This window comes from Amycolatopsis solani, from assembly GCF_033441515.1.
Taxonomy (GTDB): Bacteria; Actinomycetota; Actinomycetes; order Mycobacteriales; family Pseudonocardiaceae; genus Amycolatopsis; species Amycolatopsis solani.
On the sequence record NZ_JAWQJT010000002.1, the window covers coordinates 290,610 to 313,565 of the forward strand.

Consider the following 22,956-nt stretch of genomic DNA (forward strand, 5'->3'; position numbering starts at 1 on the left):
TCAGCCTCCGGCGGGGTTGTCGGCGTAGTTCACGGCGACGGTCTTGAAGCCGAGCGACTGCAGCAGGCCGGTCAGCATCGTCTTAGTGTTCCGCTCCGCGTCGGCCACCAGCGTGCTCTTCGCGGCGGCGGCCTGGATCTGCTTCTGGGCGAGCTCGTACAGGGCCTGCTGCGAGTTCGGGTTGCCGCTGAGGAACTCGTTGATGCGGGTGAACAGGCCCTGCTGTTGCGCGTAGACGTGGGACTCGTGCACGTCCAGCGTCGCCGGCTCCAGCTGGGCGTGGGGAAGTCTGATGGTGGCTGATCGGCGGTCGTCCGAAACTTGGACGGCGTCGCCCTTGAGGCCGGAGAAGTCCACGTAGGCGTTGTCCGTGCCGACGCCGATGAACATCGTGTCGCTGCCCACGAGGAAGCTGGGCAGTGCGGAGGTGGTCGTGATGTCGACGACCACCTGGAACGACCCGCTGGCGGCCTCGTAGCGCGACAGCTCGACGATCGACTGCAGCAGCACCGGACCGGAATGCTCTTCGGTCTGCTGGGCGAACGGATTGCGCAGTTGGGGTAACAGGTGAACCGCCGATCCGACGAGCACGGCGGCCGCCAGTACCACGATCGCCACGCCGATTCCGATGAGCCGCTTGCCCCATGCACCCATGCCGGAGGGGATACCCAGGCACGCGCTTGGCGAACCGGCGTCGTGGGTACGTACGCGAGGCCGAGTTCCGCCGACGAGGGGAAAACGCCGTGCGCAAGTCACTGTGGCTGTGGGTCCTGGTGATCGCTCTGGTCATCTTGGTACTGGGCTTGATCTTCGGTGGCTATCGGAAGGGCGAGAAGCTCGGCGCGCCGGTGGCGGTCTGGACCACACTTCGGGGATGAACCGCGGGGGCCGGCGGGTAGATTGAGGCGGTGGCGGAGGGTGTCTCGAACGAGGTCGGCACGGCGTACGGGCCGGTCGTGCAGGCTCGGGACATCCACGGTGACGTCCACGTCCACCAGCCCGTTGCGCCGCCGCCGGTGGCTGCCCGGCCGATTTCCGGGTGGAGTGCGCGGGAGCTGGGGGTGCACGAGGCGATCGCGCTGGAGCCACCGGTGTCTGCCGGGCCGCCGCAGTACGTCGTGCCGCATCACCACGAGGCGATCGCGCTGGAGTCGCCGGTGCCCGCCGGGCCGCCGCGGTACGTCGTGCGGCGGCACGACCACGAGGTTCGGCGGCTGCTGGCGGAGGCCGCCGACGACAGCTTGATGGTCGTGCTGGTCGGAGGTTCGGCGTCGGGCAAGACCCGCGCCGCCTACGAAGCCGTGCGGGCGGTGCCGCACCTGCGGGACTGGCCCGTTGTGCGGCCGAGCGGGCCGCGGCAGCTGGTGGAACTGCTCGCCCGCGGCGGGCCGCCGCGGCGGGTGTGGTGGCTGCCCGATCTGCGGCGGCGGTTCCTCGACCTGCCGCACGGGCCGGCTGTCGCCGAAGCACTGGCGCATGCCCTGTCCGGTCCCGGGCCGTTGCTGGTGGTCGCCGACGTGTGGACGGCGGACTGGGCCCGCTTGTCCACTGTGGACGCACCGGCGCTGGTCGACCTGCCCCAGGTGCGGATGGTGCGGATCGCGGACAGCTTCGCGGGCGAGGAGGCGGAACTGACCCGGTGCGCCGCCCTCGATCCGCGGCTGGCGCTGGCCACGCGCACCGCCGAGCGGCTGGCGGTGACCCAGGTGCTGTCCGGCGGACCTCAGCTGCTCCGCTACTACGCCGAGGGCCTGCACGACCCACGGACGCACGCCGTCATCACGACGGCGATGGACGCGGCGCGCCTCGGCTGCGAAAGCGCGGTCTCCGCGGAGGTCCTGCACACGGCCGCGGCGGCCTATCTCGACGAACCGGACCGCGTGACCACCGGCGACTGGTTCGCCGACGCGCTGACGGTCGCGACCCGGCCGCACCACGGCATCGCCGCGTTGACACCGACGAGACGGGCGCCGGGACTGGGACCACCGGACGGCTTTGTCCTGCACGACTTCCTCGACCACTACGCGCGCGACGCACGGGCCCGCTGCCACCCACCGGCCGGCCTGTGGGCCGCGCTGGCCGAGCACGCAACCGCGGTCGACGACCGCGCGCGGCTGGCCGCGTCGGCCTGCCGGCGCGGCTTGTACCGGCTGGCCGCGCGGTTCGCCGAGCCCGCGGCCGAGTCCGGTGACGTCTCCGCGATGCGGCTGCTCGCCTTCCTGCTGGAGCTGCGTGGTGCGGTCGCGGAAGCACAAGCGTGGCGCCGGCGCACCGGCGACCTCGACCGTTCGGCGGCGCCGGTGGGGTTGCTGCTGTGGTATGACGACGCGGTTGAGGACGAGTCGCAGGCCGCGCCGGGTGAGCCGGGGCGAGGCGGCACGGCCGAAGACGAACCCCGGGCCGCGCCGGATGAAGCGGAGCTGTGGCGGCGAGCCGATCGTGGGGAGGCGCTCGCGGTGTCGATGCTCTCCGTCCGGTTGCGGCGCCGCGGCCTCGAACAGGAAGCCGAGGCGCTGCTCCGCTCCCACGCGCGGAACGGTGATCCCGCCGCGATGTGGTACCTCGCCTACCTGCTGGTGGACCACCAGGAGATCGACGAGGCGGTCGGCTGGTTCCGGCGAAGTGCAGAACTCAGCCTGCAGGCGGTACCGCTGCTGGTGGACGTCCTGGCCGGCCTCGGCCGCCTCGAAGAAGCCGAGGAGCCGCTGCGGATCCAGGTCGGGAACGGGCACGGGGTGGCGGCTGAGCGGCTGGCCGGGCTGCTGGAGCGGCTCGGCCGCGTCGGCGAGGCCGAGGCCCTGCTCCGGTACTGGCTGGAAGACGGCGACGAGTGGTGGCTGGCCGAGCCCCGTCGGCTGCGGTTGCTCGCCGGGTTGCTGGAGCGGACCGGTCGCGCCGGTGAGGCGGCTCGATTGGGCCGGTACGGGATCGAACCCGGCGGTCGCACCGCGGAACCCTGGGAACCGGAGCACTCGGTCAGCTGAACCGCGGATTCCGCCGCGCCGTGCGCTGAGCAGCCGCAGAAACCGGCGGACGGTTGCGGTGTCGCGAACCGACCTCGTGCTCCATTCGGAGAGCTTTCCGGCTAACGAACGCGGCCGCTTTGGTGAACGTCCGGGGACGCCGAAAAGGACGGTAACCCTCCGAATTGCGTGGCCTATTTCGTTACGGTCCAATCGGGTGGTCCGGTACTTGTCCGTTTTCTCGGACCGTGGGACGCGCGGCAAATTATGCGAAATAAAACCGCATCGGGTGCACGATACGGTGCACGTGCTTCCGGTTGTGCTGCTTGACTCCCCGGTAATCTGCGTGAGATAGGTCAAAAATCCGTGTTTCCGCAGTTGACGGGCTTGCGACGGTGTGGCGGGCCGGGCGCCGGAAAATCGGGTGAGATCAGCTGTTTAACCCCTCAGGTGGCCGGGTAACAGGGTTCCGCGGCTCTGGAAGGGCCGGGTGAACCACTCGGCGGGGGTGGTACGGCGATGGGCCGCTACCCGCCGTTGTTCGTCGTGCCCGCTGCCAGGAGAAACCGACGGGTAAATGGCGGTTCAACTCGTGGAATGCTGTCCTCGATGTTGCTACGTTGGGTAACTCCGAACCGGGGCGAACCTATGTTGGGATCCCACGATTGGCGGTACTGACGATCACCGGCGAACAGGCAGCGTATTAATTCCAGCGGCCCCCGCGAGGCGTTCTGGTGGGGATTGTGCGGGGCGGCCGCGGGCGTGGGCATTCGCAGTGGGCGAGTTTTCGGGCGATATCGGAGGGTCGGGTCATGCAATCCGTGCGAGACGGTCACAACGCCTCGGACAAGCAGCAGGTGACGGCGGAACGGCTGGACGCGGTGCTCGGCCGCGCCGCTCGCCGGCACCGGGTGCCGGGGGCGCAGCTCGCGGTGCTGCTGGACGGTGAGCGGGTGGTGGTCCAGACCGGTCTCGCGGACCAGGACCGGGGCACGCCGATGACCGGGGACTCCGCGGTGCCGTCGGGTTCGGTCACCAAGGTGGCCACCGCGACGGTGGTGATGGCGCTCGTCGCCGACGACGACCTGGAGCTGGACCACCCCGTCGGTGACGTCCTGGGCGTGGCCGGCCTGGACCGGACGCTGACCCCGCGCCGGCTGCTCAGCCACACGAGCGGGCTGCCGTCCGACCCCGCCGACCCCACCGCCGGGTGCCTGCGCGAAGTGCGCGAGGCGATCCCCGTCTGCCCGGCGGGCACCGCGTTCTCCTACTCGAACCTCGGGTACGCGCTGATCGGGGCCGTGATCGAAGCGGTCACCGGGATGACCTGGCGGGAGGCCGTCGAGGCGATCGTCCTGCGGCCGTCGAAGATCGAGCCGGTCTACGCCGGGAGCGCGCGCTGCGTCTCCGGGCACGGGCGGGCGACCGGGCCGGCCGGGGCGCGGCCGGTCGAGCAGGTGCTGCCGCCGATGCTGGAACCCGCCGGGGCGCTCGCGCTGAGCGCGCGGGACCTGGTCGAACTCGGCCGGATCCACCTGGGCAAGCCGGGTCTGCTCGACGTCGTGACCGCCGCCGACATGCACCGGCCCGTCCCGGAAGCCGAGCCGTTCGGGCTCGCGGACGGCTGGGGCCTCGGCATCGCGCACTTCGGCACCGGCGACGACGGCTGGCTCGGCCACGACGGCACCGCCGACGGCACCTCCTGCCACCTGCGCATCGACCAGGCCGGTGCCTGCGTGGTCGCCTTCACCGCGAACGGCGCGGCCGGCACGGACATGTGGCACGACGTCGCGGGTGAGCTGCGCGAACTGGGCCTCGACCTGCCCGCCCCGCGCTTCGGCGTACCCGGCGCCCGGCCCGTACCGGTTCCGGACGGCGACTTCGGCACCTACCGCAACGGGGCCATCGACTACACCGTCCGCCCCGACGGCGAGGGCGCCGCGCTCGTCGTCGACGGCGAGGTCTACCCCGAGCTCGTCCTGCACGACGACGGCAGCTTCACCGTCCGCGACCCCGCGACCGGCCGGGCCACCCCCTGCGGCCGCTTCCGCGGTGACCGCGGCGCGTCGACGGCGGTCGAAATCGGCGGCCGCCTCGCGCGGCGCTGCTGACCCCGGTACTCCGTTTCCCTTGGCCCGCCCCGCCGGCGGGTTCCTCAGCCTGCGCCCGGAAGGTGCGACCGACGATGACCGTGCAAGACTCCCCGGCGAGAACCGGGGCACTGACCGAACTGTTCGCCGCGCGCGTCCGTGAGACCCCGGACGCCGTTGCGGTCGACGGCGAAGACCGGCTCACCTACGCGGAGCTGGCCGACCGCGCCGAGCGGCTCGCCGCCCACCTGCTCCGGCTGGGACTGTCGCCGGAGGACCGGGTCGGCCTGCTGCTGCGGCGCTCGGCCGAGCTGGTCGTCGCCGAGCTGGCCGTCGTCCTGGCCGGTGGCGCCTACGTCCCGCTCGACCTGCGGGCCCCCGACGACCGGCTCCGGCTGGTGCTCGCCACCGCCGGGGTTTCGGTGCTGGTGACCGACGAACCCGAGCGGGCCGACCGGGTCCACAGTGGACCGGTGGTCGAAGCCGGGCGGCAGCTGCCGGAACGGGATCGCGAACTGCCCGATGGGGACGGTGACCGGCTCGCCTACCTCATGCACACCTCGGGCTCGACCGGCGCGCCGAAGGGTGTGGCGGTCCGGCACCGGGACGTGGCGGCCCTCGCCGCGGACCGCCGCTTCGCCGGCGACGCGCACCGCCGGGTGCTGCTGCACTCGCCCGCCGCGTTCGACGCGACCACCTACGAACTGTGGGTACCGCTGCTTTCCGGCGGCACGGTGGTCGTCGCCCCGCCCGGCGACCTGGACGTCGAAACCCTGCGCGGACTCCTCGAGCGGCACGCCGTCACGGCGCTCTGGCTGACGGCCGGGCTGTTCCGGATCGTGGCGCAGGAAGCCCCGGACTGCTTCCGGGGCGTGCGGGAGGTCTGGACCGGCGGGGACGTCGTCCCGGCCGGCGCCGTGCGGCGGGTGCTGCGGGCCTGCCCCGGCCTCACCGTGGTGGACGGCTACGGCCCCACCGAAACCACGACCTTCGCGACCAGTCACCGGATGCCGTCCGCGGACCGGGTCCCCGACGCGGTCCCGATCGGCCGCCCGCTGGACGACGTCGGCGTGCGGGTGCTGGACGGCGCGCTGAACCCGGTCCCGCCGGGCGAGCCCGGCGAGCTGCACCTGGCCGGGGCCGGGCTGGCCCGGGGGTACTGGGGCCGGCCCGGCGCGACCGCGGACCGGTTCGTGGCCGACCCGGCCGGCGCGCCCGGTGAGCGAATGTACCGCACCGGGGACCTGGTGCGCCGCAACGCCGACGGCGAGTTCGAGTTCCTCGGCCGCGCCGACGACCAGGTCAAGGTGCGTGGCTTCCGGGTCGAGCTCGGCGAGATCGAGACGGTGCTCGCCGCCGCGCCCGGGGTCGCCGAGGTCGTGGTGGTGGCCCGGGAAGACCGGCCCGGCGTCAAGCGGCTCGTCGCCTACGTCGTCGCGGCACCGGACGCCGAGCCCGGCGACCTGGGGAGCGTCGCCGCCGCGGCGCTGCCGGACTACATGGTCCCGTCCGCGTTCGTCGTCCTCGACGCGCTTCCGTTGAGCGGCAACGGGAAGGTCGACCGCCGGGCGCTGCCCGCGCCGCCCGCGGACCCCGGGGAGCACGGCACCGAGCCGCGGACGGACACCGAACGCGAGGTGGCGCGCCTGCTGGCCGACGTGCTGGGCGTGCCCCGTCTCGGCGTCGACGACGACTTCTTCGCCACCGGCGGCGATTCGATCCTCGCCGTACAGGCACTCTCGCGGGTGCGCCGGACGTTCGGCGTTCGGCTTTCGGCACGGGCGATCTTCGACGCGCCGAGCGTCGCCGGGCTGGCCCGGCTGCTCGAAGCCGCACCCCGTGCCGACGAGACCGTGATCCCGGTGACCCCGCCGGCCGAGGTGCTCCCGCTGTCGGCGGCCCAGCGGCGGCTGTGGTTCCTGGACGAGCTCGCGGGCGGCAGTGCCGAGTACAACACCGCCGTCGGCCTGCGGTTGTCCGGACCGCTCGACGTCGACGCCCTGCGCGGGGCCCTGGCGAAGCTCTGTGCCCGCCACGAATCACTGCGGACGACGTTCGATTCGGTGGACGGCGAGGGCGTGCAACGGATCGCCCCGACCGGGGAAATCCCGCTGCGAATCAGCGAAAACGCAGCCGACGAAGACGTGCTCGCGGCCGAGCTGGCCACTCCGTTCGACCTGCGCACCGGGCCGCTGACCCGGGCCGCGCTCTACCCGCAGGGACCCGACGAGCACGTGCTCGTGCTGTGCCAGCACCACATCGTCACCGACGGCCGGTCGATCGGCATCCTGACCGGCGAGCTGCTGGACCTCTACGCCGGGGACCCCCTGCCGCCGCTCCCGCTGGGCTACCGCGACTACACGCGCTGGCAGCAGCAGTCCGAAGTGGACACCCAAGCCGCATACTGGCGCGAACGGCTCGACGGGCTCGAACCGCTCGCCGTGCCGACGGACCGCCCGCGCCCCGCGCAGCGCGACACCGCGGGCGCCGTCCACCACCACGACCTGCCCGCCGATCTGGTGCGCCGGGTCACCGAGGCCGGCCGTCCGGCCGGGGCGACGCCGTTCATGACGCTGACCGCGGCCGTGCAACTGCTCCTGGCGGCCTACGGCGGGCAGCGCGACATCGCCGTCGGCACCGCCGTGGCCGGGCGCGACCGGCCCGAACTCGAACCGCTGACCGGCTTCTTCGTCAACACCCTCGTGCTGCGGTCCGAAGTGGACGGCGAGCGGCCGTTCGCTGACTTCATCGCCGGGTTCCGGGAGACCGTGCTGGAGGCGTTCGCACACGGCGACGTCCCCTTCGACCGCGTGGTCGAGGAGGTCCAGCCGGACCGCGATCCGTCCCGGACCCCGCTGGTGCAGGCCGTCGTCGTGCTGCAGACGCCGCTGGTCCGGCCGCGCGAGGTGGCCGGGCTGCGGGTGCGCGAGCACGACCTGCCGCGGCCGTCCGCCCGGTTCGACCTGGTCATCGAGTTCTGGCCGCGTGACGACGGCCTGCGGGTCACCGTGGAGTACGCCACCGCGCTCTTCGACGCGGCCACGATCGCCCGGCTGACCGCGAGCCTGGAGGTGCTCCTCGAAGGCATCGCCGCCGACCCCGCCCGTGCGGTGGGCGAGTTGCCGCTGCTCACCGAAGACGACCGGCAGTTCCTCTTTTCGGCCGCGGTCGACGCCGTTCCGCGGGAAACCGTCACCGACCGGTTCGACCGCGTCGCGGCCGAGCACGCCGGCGCACCTGCCGTGGTCTTCGGCGACGTCAGCTGGGACTACGGCGAACTGCGCGCGCGGGCCGACCGGCTCGCCCGGCGGCTGGTCCGCCTCGGCGTCGGCACGGAAGACCGCGTCGGCGTGCTGATGGACCGCTCGGCCGACCTGGTCGTGGCGCTGCTGGCGATCCTCAAGGCCGGTGGCGCCTACCTCCCGCTCGACCTGCGCGCGCCCGCCGACCGGCTGCGGCTGCTGCTCGACGGGACGGACGTCCTGCTCACCGACGACCACTGGCACGACACCGCGACGACCGTCCACGACGGACAGACGCTGGTCGTGACCGATGTGGACGAACCGGCGACGGCTCCCGGCCGCCTGATCCACCCGGACAACCTGGCCTACGTCGAGTACACCTCCGGCTCGACCGGCCTGCCCAAGGGCGTCGCGGTCCGGCACGCCGACGTGGTCGCGCTGGCCGCCGACCCGCGGTTCGCCGGCGGCGCCCACGAGCGGGTGCTGGTGCACTCGCCACTGGCCTTCGACGCGTCCACGTACGAACTGTGGGTGCCCTTGCTGTCCGGCGGCACCGTAGTCGTCGCGCCGCCGGGAGACCTCGACGCGGCGGCTGTCCGCACGCTCACCGCGGCGCACGGGGTCACCGCGATGTGGCTGACGGCGGGCTTGTTCCGCCTGTTCGCCGAGGAAGACCCGGCGTGCTTCGCCGGGCTGCGGGAGGTCTGGACCGGTGGGGACGTCGTCCCGCCCGAGGCCGTGCGCCGCGTCCTGGCCGCGTGCCCGGGCCTGGCCGTCGTCGACGGGTACGGCCCGACCGAGACCACGACGTTCGCGGCCTCCTACCGGATGACGGGCGTGGTGCCCGAAGTGGTGCCGATCGGCACGCCGCTGGACGGCATGCGCGCGTACCTGCTGGACGAGCACCTGCGCCCGGTACCGCGCGGGGCGCTCGGCGAACTCTGCGTCGCCGGTCCCGGCCTCGCCCGCGGCTACGCGGGGCGTCCCGGCGCGACCGCCGACCGGTTCGTCGCCTGCCCGTCCGGGATCCCCGGCGAGCGGATGTACCGCACCGGCGACCGCGCGCGGTGGCGCACCGACGGGACCCTCGAGTTCGCCGGCCGCGCCGACGACCAGGTCAAGATCCGCGGCTTCCGCGTCGAACCGGCCGAAGTGGAACGCGCGCTGGCCGCCGAGCCGGCCGTGGCGCAGGCGGTGGTCGTGGTCCGGGTCGCCGGGGGGCGCAAACGACTGGTCGGCTACGTCGTCCCGGCCGAGGGCGCCACTGTGGACACCGAGGCGCTGCGCCGCGCGCTCGGGCGCACGCTGCCGGACTACCTGGTGCCGTCGGCGCTGGTCGTCCTGGCCGCGTTGCCGTTGAGCGCCAACGGGAAGGTCGACCGGCGGGCGCTGCCGGACCCGGTGTTCGAGACCGGTGGCCGCGCGCCCCGCACCGAGCGGGAGGCCGTGCTCGCCGGGATCTGGGCCGAGGTGCTCGGCGTCGAACGCGTCGGCGTCGACGACAATTTCTTCGCCAGCGGCGGCGATTCGATCCTCAGCATCCAGGTCAGCGCCCGCGCCCGGCGGGCCGGCCTCGAAGTGACCACCGCCGACCTGTTCCGGCACCAGACGATCGCGGCACTGGCCGCGGTGGTCACCGAGGCCGGGGCGAGCCCGGTCCGCGGGCCGGTGTCCGGCGCCGTCGTGCCGACGCCGATCCAGCGCTGGTTCTTCGACACCGTCCGGGTACCCGGACGGTTCGACCAGGCGATCACCGTCGAACTGACCGAGGACGCCGACGAAGCCGCCCTCACCGCCGCGATCGCCGCCCTGGTCGAGCACCACGACGCCCTGCGGACCCGGTTCACGCGCGACGACGACGGCACCTGGCGGCTGCACAACGCCGCCGCCGGGGAGGAACATTCGTTGCTGCGCTGGTCGTTGTCGGGCCGCGTGCTGCACCTGGCCGCCCACCACCTCGTCGTCGACGGGGTCTCCTGGCGGATCCTCCTGGAGGACCTCGAAACCGCCTACCGCGGCGGGGACCTCGGCCCGCGGACGACGTCGTTCCAGGAGTGGGCCGGACGGCTTTCCGCGCACGCGGAGGCGGGTGGCTTCGACGACGAACTCGGCCACTGGCGCGCCTTGCCGGCCGCCACGCCGCTGCCGGTCGACGGCTCCGGGCCCAACACCGTCGCCCGGGAGCGCACGATCACCGCCGGGCTCACCGCCGAGGAGACCCGGACCCTGCTGCGGCAGGTCCCCGACGTCTACCGCACGCAGGTCAACGACGTCCTGCTGACCGCGCTGGGCCGGGTGCTGCGGGACTGGACCGGCGAAGTGCCGGTGATCGACCTGGAAGGTCACGGGCGCGAGGAGCTGTTCGACGGCGTCGACCTGTCCCGGACGGTCGGCTGGTTCACCAGCATGTTCCCGGTCGCTCTCGACGTCCCCGAAGACTGGGGCGCGGCCCTGAAATCGGTCAAGGAACAGCTGCGCGCGGTCCCGCGGCGGGGGATCGGCTACGGCGCCCTGCGGTACCTGACCGGCACCGCGCCGGCCATCGACCCGCAGGTCAGCTTCAACTACCTCGGCCGGTTCGACCTCCCCGGCGACCTCTACGCGGGCCCGCCCGGCGACGTGACCCTGGACGCCGACCTCGCCGACCGCCGCCCGCACCTGCTCGACGTCGTCGGCCAGGCCGACGGCGACACCCTGCGGTTCACCTGGCACTACGCCGAGAACGTGCACGACGAGGCCACCGTCGCCCGGCTCGCGGAGAGCTTCCTCGACGCCTTGCGCGGGATCATCCGGCACTGCGCCGAGCCCGGCGCGGGCGGGCGCACGCCGTCGGACTTCCCGCTCGCCGGCCTCGGCCAGGCCGCGGTGGACGCGCTGGGCGCGCACGTCGAAGACGCCTACCCGCTGACCCCGATGCAGGCCGGGATGGTCTTCCACGGCCTGGCCCGCCGCGGTGACCGCAACTACTTCGAACAGATCTGCTTCACCCTCGACGACGTGCCCGACCCGCGCCGCCTCGGCGAGGCCTGGCAGCGGGTCGTCGACCGGACGCCGGTCCTGCGCAGCCGGATCGCCTGGGAGGGCGTTCCGGAACCACTGCAGGTCGTCCAGCGGGCCGCCGAAGTCCCGGTGTCCTACCCGGACTGGTCCACAGTGGACGCGAACGCGGAACTGGAACGGCTGCTGGCGACCGACCTCGCCGACGGCCTCGACCTGACCCGGGCGCCGCTCATGCGGCTGGTCATCGCGAAGGACTCGGCCACCTCGGTCCGGGTGGTCTGGACGTTCCACCACGTGCTGCTCGACGGCTGGAGCGTCTTCGGGGTGCTGTCCGACGTCCTCGCGGTGCTGCGCGGCGCGGAACCACCCGTCCGGCGGCCGTTCCGCGACTACGCCGCCTGGCTCGCCGCCCAGGACGACGAGCGCGCCGAAGCGCACTGGCGGGCCGAACTCACCGGCGTGACGCCGACGCCGCTCCCGGGTGGCCGGACCGCCACCCGCGCGCACACGGCCAGCTCGACCGGCCGCGTCCCGGTCGAGCTCGACGACGAAGCCTCGGCTGCGGTCCAGGCGTTCGCTCGGCGGCACCACCTGACCGTCAACACGGTCGTGCAGGGGGCCTGGGCGGCGCTGCTGGCCCGCTACAGCGGCGAGGCCGAGGTGTGCTTCGGCGCCACGGTGTCCGGCCGCCCGGCCGAGCTGCCCGGCGCGGACGACGTCCCCGGCCTGTTCATCAACACGCTGCCGGTCCGGGTGCGGCTCGACCGCGAGCGCGGCGTCGCGGAGTGGCTGCGGGAGCTGCAGGCGAACCAGGCCGAGGCCCGCCGGTTCGGCCACCTCGGGCTGACCCGGCTGCAGGCGCTCGGCGGCAGCTCCGGGCAGAGCCTCTTCGACAGCATCGTCGTCTTCGAGAACTACCCCGCCGCGGAGGTACCGGGGCTGCGGGACGTCCGGGCGGCCGAGCGCACCAACTACCCGCTCGGCGTCGTGGCCTACCCGGGCCGCCGGTTGTCGCTGGTCCTGAACCACGACCCGGACGTGATCGCCCCCGCGCTCGCCGTCCGGCTGGCGCACCACCTCGCCGCGCTGGTCCGCGGGTTCGCCGCCGCCCCGCACGAGCCGGCGACAAGGATCCCGATGCTCTCGGTTTCCGAGACCCGGCAGCTGCTGGAGGAGCGCAACGCGACCGCGTGCCCGCTGCCCGGCGGCTCCCTGCCCGAGCTGTTCGCCGCCGCCGTCCGCCGCGACCCGGATGCGGTCGCGCTGGTCACCGACGAGGAGACCGTCACCTACGCCGAGCTGGACGCGCGGTCGAACCGACTGGCCCACCGGCTGCTCGAGCTCGGCGTGCGGCCGGAAGACCGGGTCGCGGTGCTGATGGACCGCTCGCCCGCGCTCGTCGTGGCCGAGCTGGCGATCGTCAAGGCCGGCGGGGCGTACCTCCCGCTGGACCTGCGGGCCCCGGCCGAGCGGATGCGGCTGCTGCTGCACGAGGCCGGCGCCGAGGTCCTGGTGGCCGACCGGAACTGGCTGGCCACCGCCGAAGACGTCCACAGTGGAGTGATCGTCACCGGCGCGGGCGACGCCCCGGCGACGCCGCCCGCCGTCACGGCCCACGCCGACCAGCTGGCCTACGTCATCTACACCTCGGGCTCGACCGGGACACCCAAGGGCGTGGCCGCGCGCCACCGCGACGTCGCCGCGCTGGCCGCCGACCGGCGTTTCGCCGCGCACGACCGCGTGCTGCTGCACTCCCAGCAGGCCTTCGACGCCGCCACCTACGAGCTGTGGGTGCCGCTCCTGAACGGCGGCACGGTCGTCCTCGCCCCGCCCGGAGACCTCGACGTGCACACGCTCGGCCGGGTGCTCACCACCCACGGCGTGACCGGCGCGTTCCTCACCACCGGCCTGTTCCGGCTGGTCGCCCAGGAAGCGCCGGAGGTCTTTGCCGGCGTCCGCGAGGTGTGGACCGGCGGGGACGCCGTGCCCGCGGTCGCCCTGCGCCGCGTCCAGGCCGCCTGCCCGGACACGCTGGTCGCCGACGTCTACGGGCCGACCGAGACCACGACGTTCGCGACCGTGCACCCGCTGCCCGGCGAGGTCCCGGACGTCGTGCCGATCGGGGCGCCGCTGGACAACACCCGCGTCTACGTCCTCGACGACGAGCTCCGGCTCGTCCCGCCGGGTGCGCCCGGCGAGCTGCACATCGCCGGTGCCGGGCTGGCCCGCGGCTACCTCGGCCGTCCCGGCCTGAGCGCCGAGCGGTTCGTGGCGGACCCGTTCGGGCCACCGGGGGAGCGGATGTACCGCACCGGCGACCTCGTGCGCTGGGACGACGAAGGCGCGCTGGAGTTCGTCGGCCGGGTCGACGAGCAGGTCAAGGTGCGTGGTTTCCGCGTCGAGCCGAGCGAGATCGAAGCCGCGCTGGGCGAGCACCCGGACGTCGTGCAGGCCGCGGTGCTGGCCCGCGCGGACGGCGGCGTGAAGCGGCTGGTCGCCTACGTCGTCGGCGAGACCGACGGCCTGGCCGAGTTCCTCGGCCGGACGCTGCCGGACTACATGGTGCCGGCCGCGTTCGTGCAGCTCGACCGCTTCCCGGTCAACGTCAACGGCAAGCTCGACCGCCAGGCCCTGCCCGCGCCCGACTTCGGCGGCCGCGACCACGTCGCCCCGCGCACCGACCGGGAGCAGCAGCTGACCGCGATCTGGGCCGAGGTCCTCGGCGTCGAGCGCGTCGGCGTCACCGACGACTTTTTCGAGCTGGGCGGCGACTCGATCCTCAGCATCCAGGTGGTGTCGCGGGCCCGCCGCGCCGGGCTGGAACTACTGCCCGGCGACCTGTTCACCCACCGCACGCCGGCCGCGCTGGCGGCGGCCGCCCGCACCGCTGAGGCGGCCGTCGAGCGCGGCCCGGTCAGCGGCCCGGTCCCGCTCACCCCGATCCAGCGCTGGTTCTTCGCGACCCAGACCGCCGACCCGGCGCACTTCCACCAGTTCGTCCGGCTGGGCCCGGACCAGGTCGACCTCGCCGCGGCCCGCCGGGCGGTGGACGCGCTCCTGGAGCACCACGACGCCCTGCGCATGCGGTTCACCGACGAGCGGCAGGAGAACGGCCCGGTGGGGGCGGAAACCCCGTTGGTGCGCCTGGACCTTTCCGCGCACGAAGTCCGCCTCGCCGTGCACCACCTCGTCGTCGACGGCGTCTCGTGGCGCGTGCTGACCGAGGACTTCGACCGCGCGTACGCCCAGGCGCTGGCGGGTGCGCCGATCGACCTCGGGCCGCGCACGACGTCGTTCCGCGAGTGGGCGACGCGGCTCACCGAGCACGCGGCGGCCGGCGGGTTCGACGACGAACTCGGCCACTGGGGTCGCCTGACCGGGGAATCCTCGATCCCGGTCGACGGCGAAGGGCCGAACACCGTCGCTTCGATGCGCTCGGTCACCGTCCGGCTCTCCGCCGCGGAGACCGAAGCGCTGCTGCGCGAGGTGCCCGCGGCCTACCGCACGCAGGTCAACGACGTCCTGCTGGCCGCGCTCGGCCGGGTGCTGCGCGACTGGACCGGCGGCGTGCCCCTCGTCGACCTGGAAGGCCACGGCCGCGAGGACCTCTTCGACGGCGTCGACCTGTCGCGGACGGTCGGCTGGTTCACCAGTGTCTTCCCGGTCGCGCTGGACGTCCCCGAAGACTGGGGCGCGGCGCTGAAGTCGGTGAAGGAGCAGCTGCGCGCGGTGCCGCGTCGAGGCGTCGGCTACGGCGCCCTGCGGTACCTGACCGGGACGGTCCCGGCGATCGACCCGCAGGTGAGCTTCAACTACCTCGGCCGGTTCGGCTCGGGCCGGCTCGAGTCCGACGAGAGCCCGCGCTCGGCACGGGCGCACCTGCTCGACGTCGTCGGCCGCGTCGAGGGCGGAGAGCTGGAATTGACCTGGTACTACGCCGAGGGCGTGCACCGGGAGTCCACTGTGGAGCAGTTGGCCGCCGGGATGGTGGCGGCGCTGGGCGAAATCGTCCGGCACTGCGGTGCCCCGGGTGCCGGCGGACGCACGCCGTCCGACTTCCCCCTGGCGCGCCTCGACCAGTCCACAGTGGACGAGCTGGCCGGTGACGGCCGGGACGTCGAGGACATCTACCCGCTCACCCCGATGCAGAGCGGCATGGTCTTCCACGCCCTCTCCCAGCGCGAGGAGCGCGTCTACTTCCAGCAGGTCGCCTTCGTCCTCGAAGGCGTCGAGGACCCCGAGAGGCTCGCCGGGGCCTGGCAGCGGGTCGTCGACCGGACCCCGGTGCTGCGCACGCGGATCGTCTGGGAAGGCGTACCCGAGCCGGTGCAGGTCGTGCGGCGGCAGGTCACCGTCCCGGTCACCCACCTCGACTGGCGGGGCACCGAACAGGACCAGGCGTGGCAGGACGTCGTCGCCGCGGACCGCGCCGAAGGCCTCGACCTCACCGCGAGCCCGCTGCTGCGGCTGACCCTCGTGCGGCTCTCGGACACCGAAGTCCGGGTCCTGTGGACGTTCCACCACGTGCTGCTCGACGGCTGGAGCGTCTTCGGTGTGCTCTCGGACGTCTTCGCCGCCTACGCCGGCGGTGAGCTGCCCGAGCGGCCGCCGTTCCGCGACTACGTGGGCTGGCTCGGCCGCCAGGACGACGCCGAGGCGCAGCGGTACTGGCGCGCCGAACTCGGCGACCTCGCCGCCCCGGCGCGGCTGCCCTTCGACCGCGCGCCGGCCCACGCCCACGCGACCCGCTCGTCGCGGTGGCTGCGCGTGCCGGTGGAGAGCTCGGCCCGGCTGCAGGACGCGGCCCGCCGCGCGGGCCTGACGATGAACACCGTGCTGCAGGGGGCATGGGCGGTGCTGCTCTCGCGGCTGAGCGGCGAGCGCGACGTCTGCTTCGGCACCACCGTGTCCGGCCGCCCGGTCGACCTGCCCGGTGCCGACGAGATCACCGGCATCTTCATCAACACGCTGCCGGTGCGGGTCACCGCGGACCGTTCGCCGGTCGCGGACTGGCTGGCCGCGCTGCAGGCCCGCCAGGTCGAAGCCCGCCGGTACGGGCACCTGCCGCTGACGAAGCTGCAGGCGTGGAGCGGGACCACCGGCAGCCTCTTCGACAGCCTCGTCGTCTTCGAGAACTACCCGGTCGACGCCGCCGCGGGCGCGGCGCACGGGCTGCGGCTGCGCGACGTGGACGCCGCCGAGGCGACCAACTACCCGCTCAGCGTCGTCGCCTCGCCGGGGGAGCGGATCACCCTCGACGTCGGCTACGACCCGGACCTGTTCGACGCCGCGACCGCCGAGCGGATCGCCTCTCAGCTCACCCGCGTCCTCGACGCCTTCGCCGAGGACCTGCACCGCCCGCTCGACGGCATCGACCTGCTCACCGCCGCCGACCGCCACCAGGTGCTGACCGCCTGGAACGACACCGCGCACCCGGTGCCGGACGGCACCCTGGCCGAGCTGTTCGCCGCGCAGGTGGCCCGCACCCCGGACGCCGTCGCGCTGGCCGGCGACGACGTCGAAGTGAGTTACGCGGAGCTGGCCGAGCGCGCCGGGCGGCTGGCCCGGCACCTGGCGTCCCTCGGCGCCGGGCCCGAGACGGTCGTCGGCGTGCTCCTGGACCGCTCGCCGGACCTGGTCGTCGCCGAACTCGCCACCGTCCTGGCCGGGGCGGCCTACCTGCCGCTCGACACCCGCGCCCCGGCCCCGCGGCTGAAGACGCTGCTGACCGGCGTGCCGATCCTGATCACCGACGAGAGCCGGGCCGGGACCGCGGCCGAGGTCCACAGTGGACACCTGGTGGCGCCCGGTGGTTCACGGGCGGAAGCCCCGGTGCGGCAGGCGGTTCCGGGCAACCTCGCCTACGTCATGTACACCTCGGGTTCGACGGGCAAGCCGAAGGGCGTCGCCGTGCGGCAGCGTGACGTCGTCGCGCTGGCGGCCGACCGGCGGTTCGCCGCGCACGAGCGGGTGCTGCTGCACGCTTCCCCGGCGTTCGACGCCTCGACGTACGAACTGTGGGTGCCGCTGCTGAGCGGCGGCACGGTCGTCGTCGCCCCGCCCGGCGACCTCGACGTCGACACCTACCGGCGGATCATCGCCGAGCACCGCGTCCACGGTGCTTTCTTCACCGCGGGTCTGTTCCGGCTGCTGGCGCAGGAAGCCCCGGACACCTTCCGCGGCATGCGGGAGGTGTGGGCCGGCGGCGACGCCGTCCCCGCCGCCGCGGTCCGGCGGGTGCGGGAAGCCTGCCCGGAGACCACGGTCGTCGACGGCTACGGCCCGACCGAGACGACGACGTTCGCGACCTCGCACCCGATGCCGGGCGCGGTGCCCGAGACCGTCCCGATCGGGAAGCCGCTGGACAACATGCGGGCCTACGTCCTCGACGCGGACCTGCGGCCGGTGCCGCCGGGCGCGCCGGGCGAGCTGCACCTGGCCGGCGCGGGACTGGCCCGCGGGTACTTCGGCGATCCCGGCCTGACCGCCGACCGGTTCCGGCCGGACCCGTTCGGGCCGCCGGGGGAGCGGATGTACCGCACTGGCGACCTGGTCCGCTGGAACGCGCGCGGCGAGCTGGAGTACACCGGCCGCGCCGACGAGCAGGTCAAGGTCCGCGGGTTCCGGATCGAACCCGGCGAGATCGAGGCCGCGCTGGCCGCGCACCCGGGTGTCGGCCAGGCCGCCGTGCTGGCCCGCGAGGACCACGGGATCAAGCGGCTCGTCGCGTACTACACCGGCGACGCCGGCGACCTCGCCGCGTTCCTGGGCCGCACGCTGCCCGACTACATGGTGCCCGCCGCGTTCGTCCGGCTCGAGAGCTTCCCGTTGACCGTCAACGGGAAGTTCGACCGGCAGGCCCTGCCCGCGCCCGAGTTCGGCGCGGCCGGCGCGCGCACGGCTCTCACCACCGACGCCGAGCGGACGCTGGCCGCGATCTGGGCGGACGTGCTCGGCACCGGCGAGCTCGGCGCCGACGCGAACTTCTTCGCACTCGGCGGCGACTCGATCCTCAGCATCCAGGTCGTGTCGCGGGCCCGCCGCGCCGGGCTGACGCTGCTGCCGCACGACGTCTTCCGGCACCCGACGCTCGCCGCGCTGGCCGCCCAGGCGGGCGGCGACCCCGGGCCGCGGGGTGAGCAGGGCCCGGTCACCGGCACCGCCCCGCTCACCCCGATCCAGCGCTGGTACTTCGCGGGCCAGCCGGACCGGTTCGACCAGCGCGTGGTGCTGGAGTTCGACGGCGACGTCGACGAACCCGCGCTGCGCCGGGCCCTGGCCGCGGTCTGGGCCCACCACGACGCGCTCCGGCTGCGGTTCGAGCAGACGCCGCGCGGGCGCGTCCAGCACGGCGAACCGGTCTGGCCCGCCGATCTGCTGGCCGAGCACGTCGACTTCGACGTCGAACACGGACCGCTGCTGACGGCCGTGGCCGAGGGGCGGCGGGTGCTGCTGGCCGTGCACCACCTCGTCGTCGACGGGGTTTCCTGGCGGATCCTGCTGGAGGACCTCGAAACCGCCTACCGAGGCGGGGACCTCGGGCCGAAGACGACGTCGTACCTCACGTGGGCCCGGCGGCTCGCCGGGCACGCCGCGGCCGGCGGCTTCGACGACGAGCTGGCGCACTGGCGGGCGCTCCCGCCGGTTCCGCCGCTGCCCGCCGACGGGGACGGGCCCGCGACGATCGGCGGGACCGCCGAGGTGACCGTCCGGCTCACCGGCGACGAGACGCGTGCGCTGCTGCGGGACGTGCCGGAGGTCTACCGCACGCAGGTCAACGACGTCCTCCTGGCCGCGCTCGGCCGCGTGCTGCGCGACTGGACCGGTCAGGTGCCGGTGATCGACTTGGAAGGCCACGGCCGCGAGGAACTCTTCGACGACGTCGACCTCTCGCGGACGGTCGGCTGGTTCACCAGCGTGTTCCCGGTCGCCGTCGACGTCCCCGAAGACTGGGGCGAGGCGCTGAAGTCGGTGAAGGAGCAGCTGCGTGCGGTGCCGCGGCGGGGGATCGGCTACGGCGCGCTGCGGTACCTGACCGGGACCGCGCCGGACATCGATCCCTTGGTGAGCTTCAACTACCTCGGGCGTTTCGACGACGCCGACGGCGGTCCGTTCCGGGCCGGGGCGCTCGACGCCGACGTCGACCCGGACGCGCCCCGGACCCACGCGCTCGACGTGGTCGGCCGGGTCACCGGCGGGACGCTGGAGCTGACCTGGGCGCACGCCACCGGGCTGCACCACCGGGCCACGGTCGAGGCGCTGGCCGAGCGGATGCTGGCCGCGCTGCGGGAGATCATCGCCCACTGCGCCGAGCCGGACGCCGGGGGCCGCACGCCGTCGGACTTCCCGCTCGCCGCGCTCGATCAGGCCGGAGTGGACACCCTGGTCGGCGACGGGCGGGCCGTCGAGGACGTCTACCCGCTCACGCCGATGCAGGGCGGGATGGTCTTCCACGGGCTTTCGCAGACCGAGCAGGGCATGTACGTCGAGCAGGCGACGTTCGTGCTCGACGGCGTCACGGACCCGGGGCGGCTCGGCGAGGCGTGGCAGCGGGTCGTCGACCGGACCCCGGTCCTGCGCACGGCCTTCGTGTGGGCCGGCGTCGAAGAGCCGTTGCAGGTGGTGCGAAACGAGGTGCGGCTGCCGGTCCGCCACCTCCACTGGACCGGGCTCGACGCGGCCGCGGAACTGCCGAAACTGCTCGCCGAGGACCGCGCGCAGGGGCTCGACCTCGCCGTCGCGCCGCTGATGCGGGTCACGCTCGCGCGGGTGTCGGCGACGGAAGTCCAGGTGCTGTGGACGTTCCACCACGTGCTGCTCGACGGCTGGAGCGTCTTCCAGGTGCTTTCGGACGTCTGCACGGCCTACGCCGGCCAGCCGCTGCCCACCCGGCCGCCGTTCCGCGACTACCTGACCTGGCTGGCCGGCCACGACCAGGCGGACGCCGAACGCTTCTGGCGCACCGCGCTCGCCGGTGTCGAAGGCCCGACGCCGATCCCGGGTGACCGGGCGTGCGCGAGCGTGCCCTGCTCGTCGGAGTGGCTGCCGGTGCACCTGACCGAAGCCGAGACCGCGCGGCTCGACGCGTTCGTCAAGCGGCACGGCCTCACCCACAACGTCGTGCTGCAGGGCGCGTGGGCGCTGCTGCTGGCCGCCTGCAGCGGGCACGACGACGTCGTGTTCGGCGCGACCGCGTCCGGCCGCCCGGCCGAGATCGCGGGCGTCGACGAGATCACCGGCATCTTCATCAACACGCTGCCGGTGCGGGTCGAGGTCGACCGCGGCGCCGGCGTGGCCGGGTGGCTGGCCGGGGTGCAGGCCGCGCAGGCCGAGGCCCGGCGGCACGGGCACCTGCCGCTGGCCCGCGTGCAGGGCTGGGCCGGGCTGCCGGGCGGGGTGAACCTGTGCGAGAGCCTGGTGGTGTTCGAGAACTACCCGATCACGGCCGCCGAAGCCGGGCACGGCCTGACCGTGCGCGACCTCTCCGCGCGGGAGACGACCAACTTCCCGCTCACCGTCGTCGCCTCACCCGGCCGGGAGCTGGCGGTCGACTTCGGGTACGACCCGGCGCTGTTCGACAGTTCGACGGCCACCCGGCTCGCGGGGCACCTGCTCACGCTGCTGCGGGAGCTGACCGCCGACGGCGGCCGGCCGGTCGGCGAGGTTCCGATGACCACGCCGGACGAGGAACGGCTGCTGCGCGAGTGGACGGCGACCGGCGCGGAGCCGCCGCCCCGCTCGCTGCCGGCGTTGTTCGCCGATCAGGTCCGGGCCCGGCCGGACGCGGTGGCGGCGGTGCTGGACGGCGAAGCGGTCAGCTACCGCGAGCTGAACCGGCGCGCGAACCGGCTGGCCAACCGGCTGATCGGGCTCGGACTGCGGCCGGAGGAGCCGGTCGGACTGGCCGTCGGGCGGGCCGGGGCGGTGGTCGCGGAACTGGCCGTGGTCAAGGCGGGCGGGGCCTACCTCCCGCTCGACACGCGGGCCCCGGCCGAGCGGCAGCGGCTGCTGCTCGACGGCGTCCGGTTCGTCGTCGCCGAAGCGGACCAGCCGTACGCGACGACCATCCTGCTGTCCTCCGTGGACGATGAACCCGACGCCGACCCGGCCGTCGACGTCGACCCGGAGCAGGTCGCCTACGTCATGTACACCTCCGGCTCGACCGGCACGCCGAAGGGTGTCGCGGTGCGCCACCGCGACGTCGCCGCGCTGGCCGCGGACGAGCGGTTCCGCGGCGGCGCGCACGAGCGGGTCCTGTTGCACTCGCCGCTGGCGTTCGACGCGACGACGTACGAACTGTGGGTGCCGCTGCTGAACGGCGGCACGGTCGTCGCCGCGCCCGGTGACGGCGTCGACGAGGTGACGTTGCGGGAGCTGGTCCGCGAGCACCGGCTGACCGCGATGTGGCTGACCGCGGGCCTGTTCCGGGTGCTGGCGCAGGAAACCCCGGACTGTTTCGCGGGCCTGCAGGAGGTCTGGACGGGCGGCGACGTCGTGCCCGCGGCTGCGGTGCGGCGCGTGCTGACGGCGTGTCCCGGGCTTCGGGTCGTCGACGGCTACGGCCCGACCGAGACGACGACGTTCGCCACTTCGCACCCGATGGCCGACGTGGTCCCGGACCGGATCCCGATCGGCCGTCCGCTGGCCGGGATGCGGGCCCGCGTGCTGGACCGCTCGCTGCGCCCGGTGCCGCCGGGCGTCCCGGGCGAGCTGTACCTGGCCGGCGCGGGGCTGGCGCGCGGCTACCGCGGCCGTCCCGGCCTGACCGCCGACCGGTTCGTCGCCGACCCGGCCGGCCCGGCGGGGCACCGCATGTACCGCACGGGCGACGTCGTCCGCTGGACGGCGGCGGGCACGCTGGAGTTCCTCGGCCGCGCCGACGACCAGGTCAAGCTGCGCGGCTTCCGCGTCGAACCCGGCGAGGCCGAGGCCGTGCTGGCCCGCCACCCCGAGGTGGCGCAGGCGGCGGTCGTCGTCCGCGAGGACCGGCCGGGGGTCAAGCAGCTCGTGGCGTACGTGGTGTCGGACGCCGGCCCGGAGACCCTGCGCGCGTTCCTGGCCGGGGTGCTGCCGGACTACCTGGTGCCGTCGGCGATCGTGGCGCTGGAGCGGATCCCGGTGAGCGCCAACGGCAAACTCGACCGGCGGGCCCTGCCCGCCCCGGCCGCGGGACCCGCCGAGCACGTCGAGCCGTCGACCGACACCGAGCGCGCCCTCGCGGCGATCTGGGCCGAAGTCCTCGGCACGGACCGCATCGGCGCCGAAGACAGCTTCTTCGCCCTCGGCGGCGATTCGCTGAAGAGCCTGCACATCGCGGCGAAAGCGAGCGCGCTGTTCGCGGTCCGCGTGACCCCGGCGGACGTGCTGACGTCGCGCACGATCGCGGGGCTCGCGGGCACCGTCGAGGAACTCATCTTGGGCGAGCTCGAAAGCCTCGCCTCCGACCAGGAGTCCCGATGACCCGCGAAGACCTGCCCGGCGCCGATGCCGCGAAGCTCCCGGATGCCCCCAATGTGGCGTTGGGTGCGCTGGACGCACCGAACGCCACATTGGGTGCGCTGGACGCACCCAACGCCACATTGGGGCGCATCGGCCCGCCGTTCCGCCAACTCATCTTGGGCGAGCTCGAAAGCCTCGCCTCCGACCAGGAAGCGTGAGGAC

The 22,956-nt window shown here is 74.0% G+C and carries 6 protein-coding genes; 5 read left to right on the forward strand and 1 reads right to left on the reverse strand.

Annotation, left to right across the window (positions count from 1 at the left end):
- A complete protein-coding gene (locus SD460_RS22270; RefSeq protein WP_290056769.1) occupies positions 1-654 on the reverse strand; it encodes a DUF4230 domain-containing protein in 654 nt (217 codons plus the stop codon).
- Between the two features lie 89 nt (positions 655-743).
- Here SD460_RS22270 and SD460_RS22275 point away from each other — a divergent pair, with 89 nt between their 5' ends.
- From SD460_RS22275 to SD460_RS22295, 5 genes are all read left to right on the forward strand, one after another.
- Positions 744-878 (forward strand): hypothetical protein, encoded by a 135-nt coding sequence (locus SD460_RS22275; protein WP_290056767.1) that lies wholly within the window; start codon positions 744-746, stop codon positions 876-878.
- 30 nt (positions 879-908) lie between these two features.
- Positions 909-2,984, forward strand: coding sequence for a hypothetical protein (locus SD460_RS22280; protein WP_290056766.1), 2,076 nt, complete (start codon positions 909-911; stop codon positions 2,982-2,984).
- A 791-nt stretch (positions 2,985-3,775) separates the two neighbouring features.
- A complete protein-coding gene (locus tag SD460_RS22285) occupies positions 3,776-5,074 on the forward strand; it encodes a serine hydrolase domain-containing protein (RefSeq protein ID WP_290056765.1) in 1,299 nt (432 codons plus the stop codon).
- Between the two features lie 80 nt (positions 5,075-5,154).
- The gene (locus tag SD460_RS22290; protein ID WP_438860850.1) at positions 5,155-22,755 is read left to right on the forward strand and encodes a non-ribosomal peptide synthetase; all 17,601 of its coding nucleotides are present in this window, start codon (positions 5,155-5,157) and stop codon (positions 22,753-22,755) included.
- Positions 22,752-22,952 (forward strand): hypothetical protein, encoded by a 201-nt coding sequence (locus SD460_RS22295; protein WP_318306667.1) that lies wholly within the window; start codon positions 22,752-22,754, stop codon positions 22,950-22,952. The genes SD460_RS22290 and SD460_RS22295 overlap by 4 nt, the downstream gene beginning before the upstream one ends.
- Positions 22,953-22,956: the final 4 nt, after the last annotated feature.

Bases quoted from the DNA above. Each gene is read 5' to 3' on its own strand.
- SD460_RS22270 (WP_290056769.1), bottom strand. From the start codon at position 654: ATGGGTGCATGGGGCAAGCGGCTCATCGGAATCGGCGTGGCGATCGTG.
- SD460_RS22285 (WP_290056765.1), top strand. From the start codon at position 3,776: ATGCAATCCGTGCGAGACGGTCACAACGCCTCGGACAAGCAGCAGGTG.
- SD460_RS22295 (WP_318306667.1), top strand. From the start codon at position 22,752: ATGACCCGCGAAGACCTGCCCGGCGCCGATGCCGCGAAGCTCCCGGAT.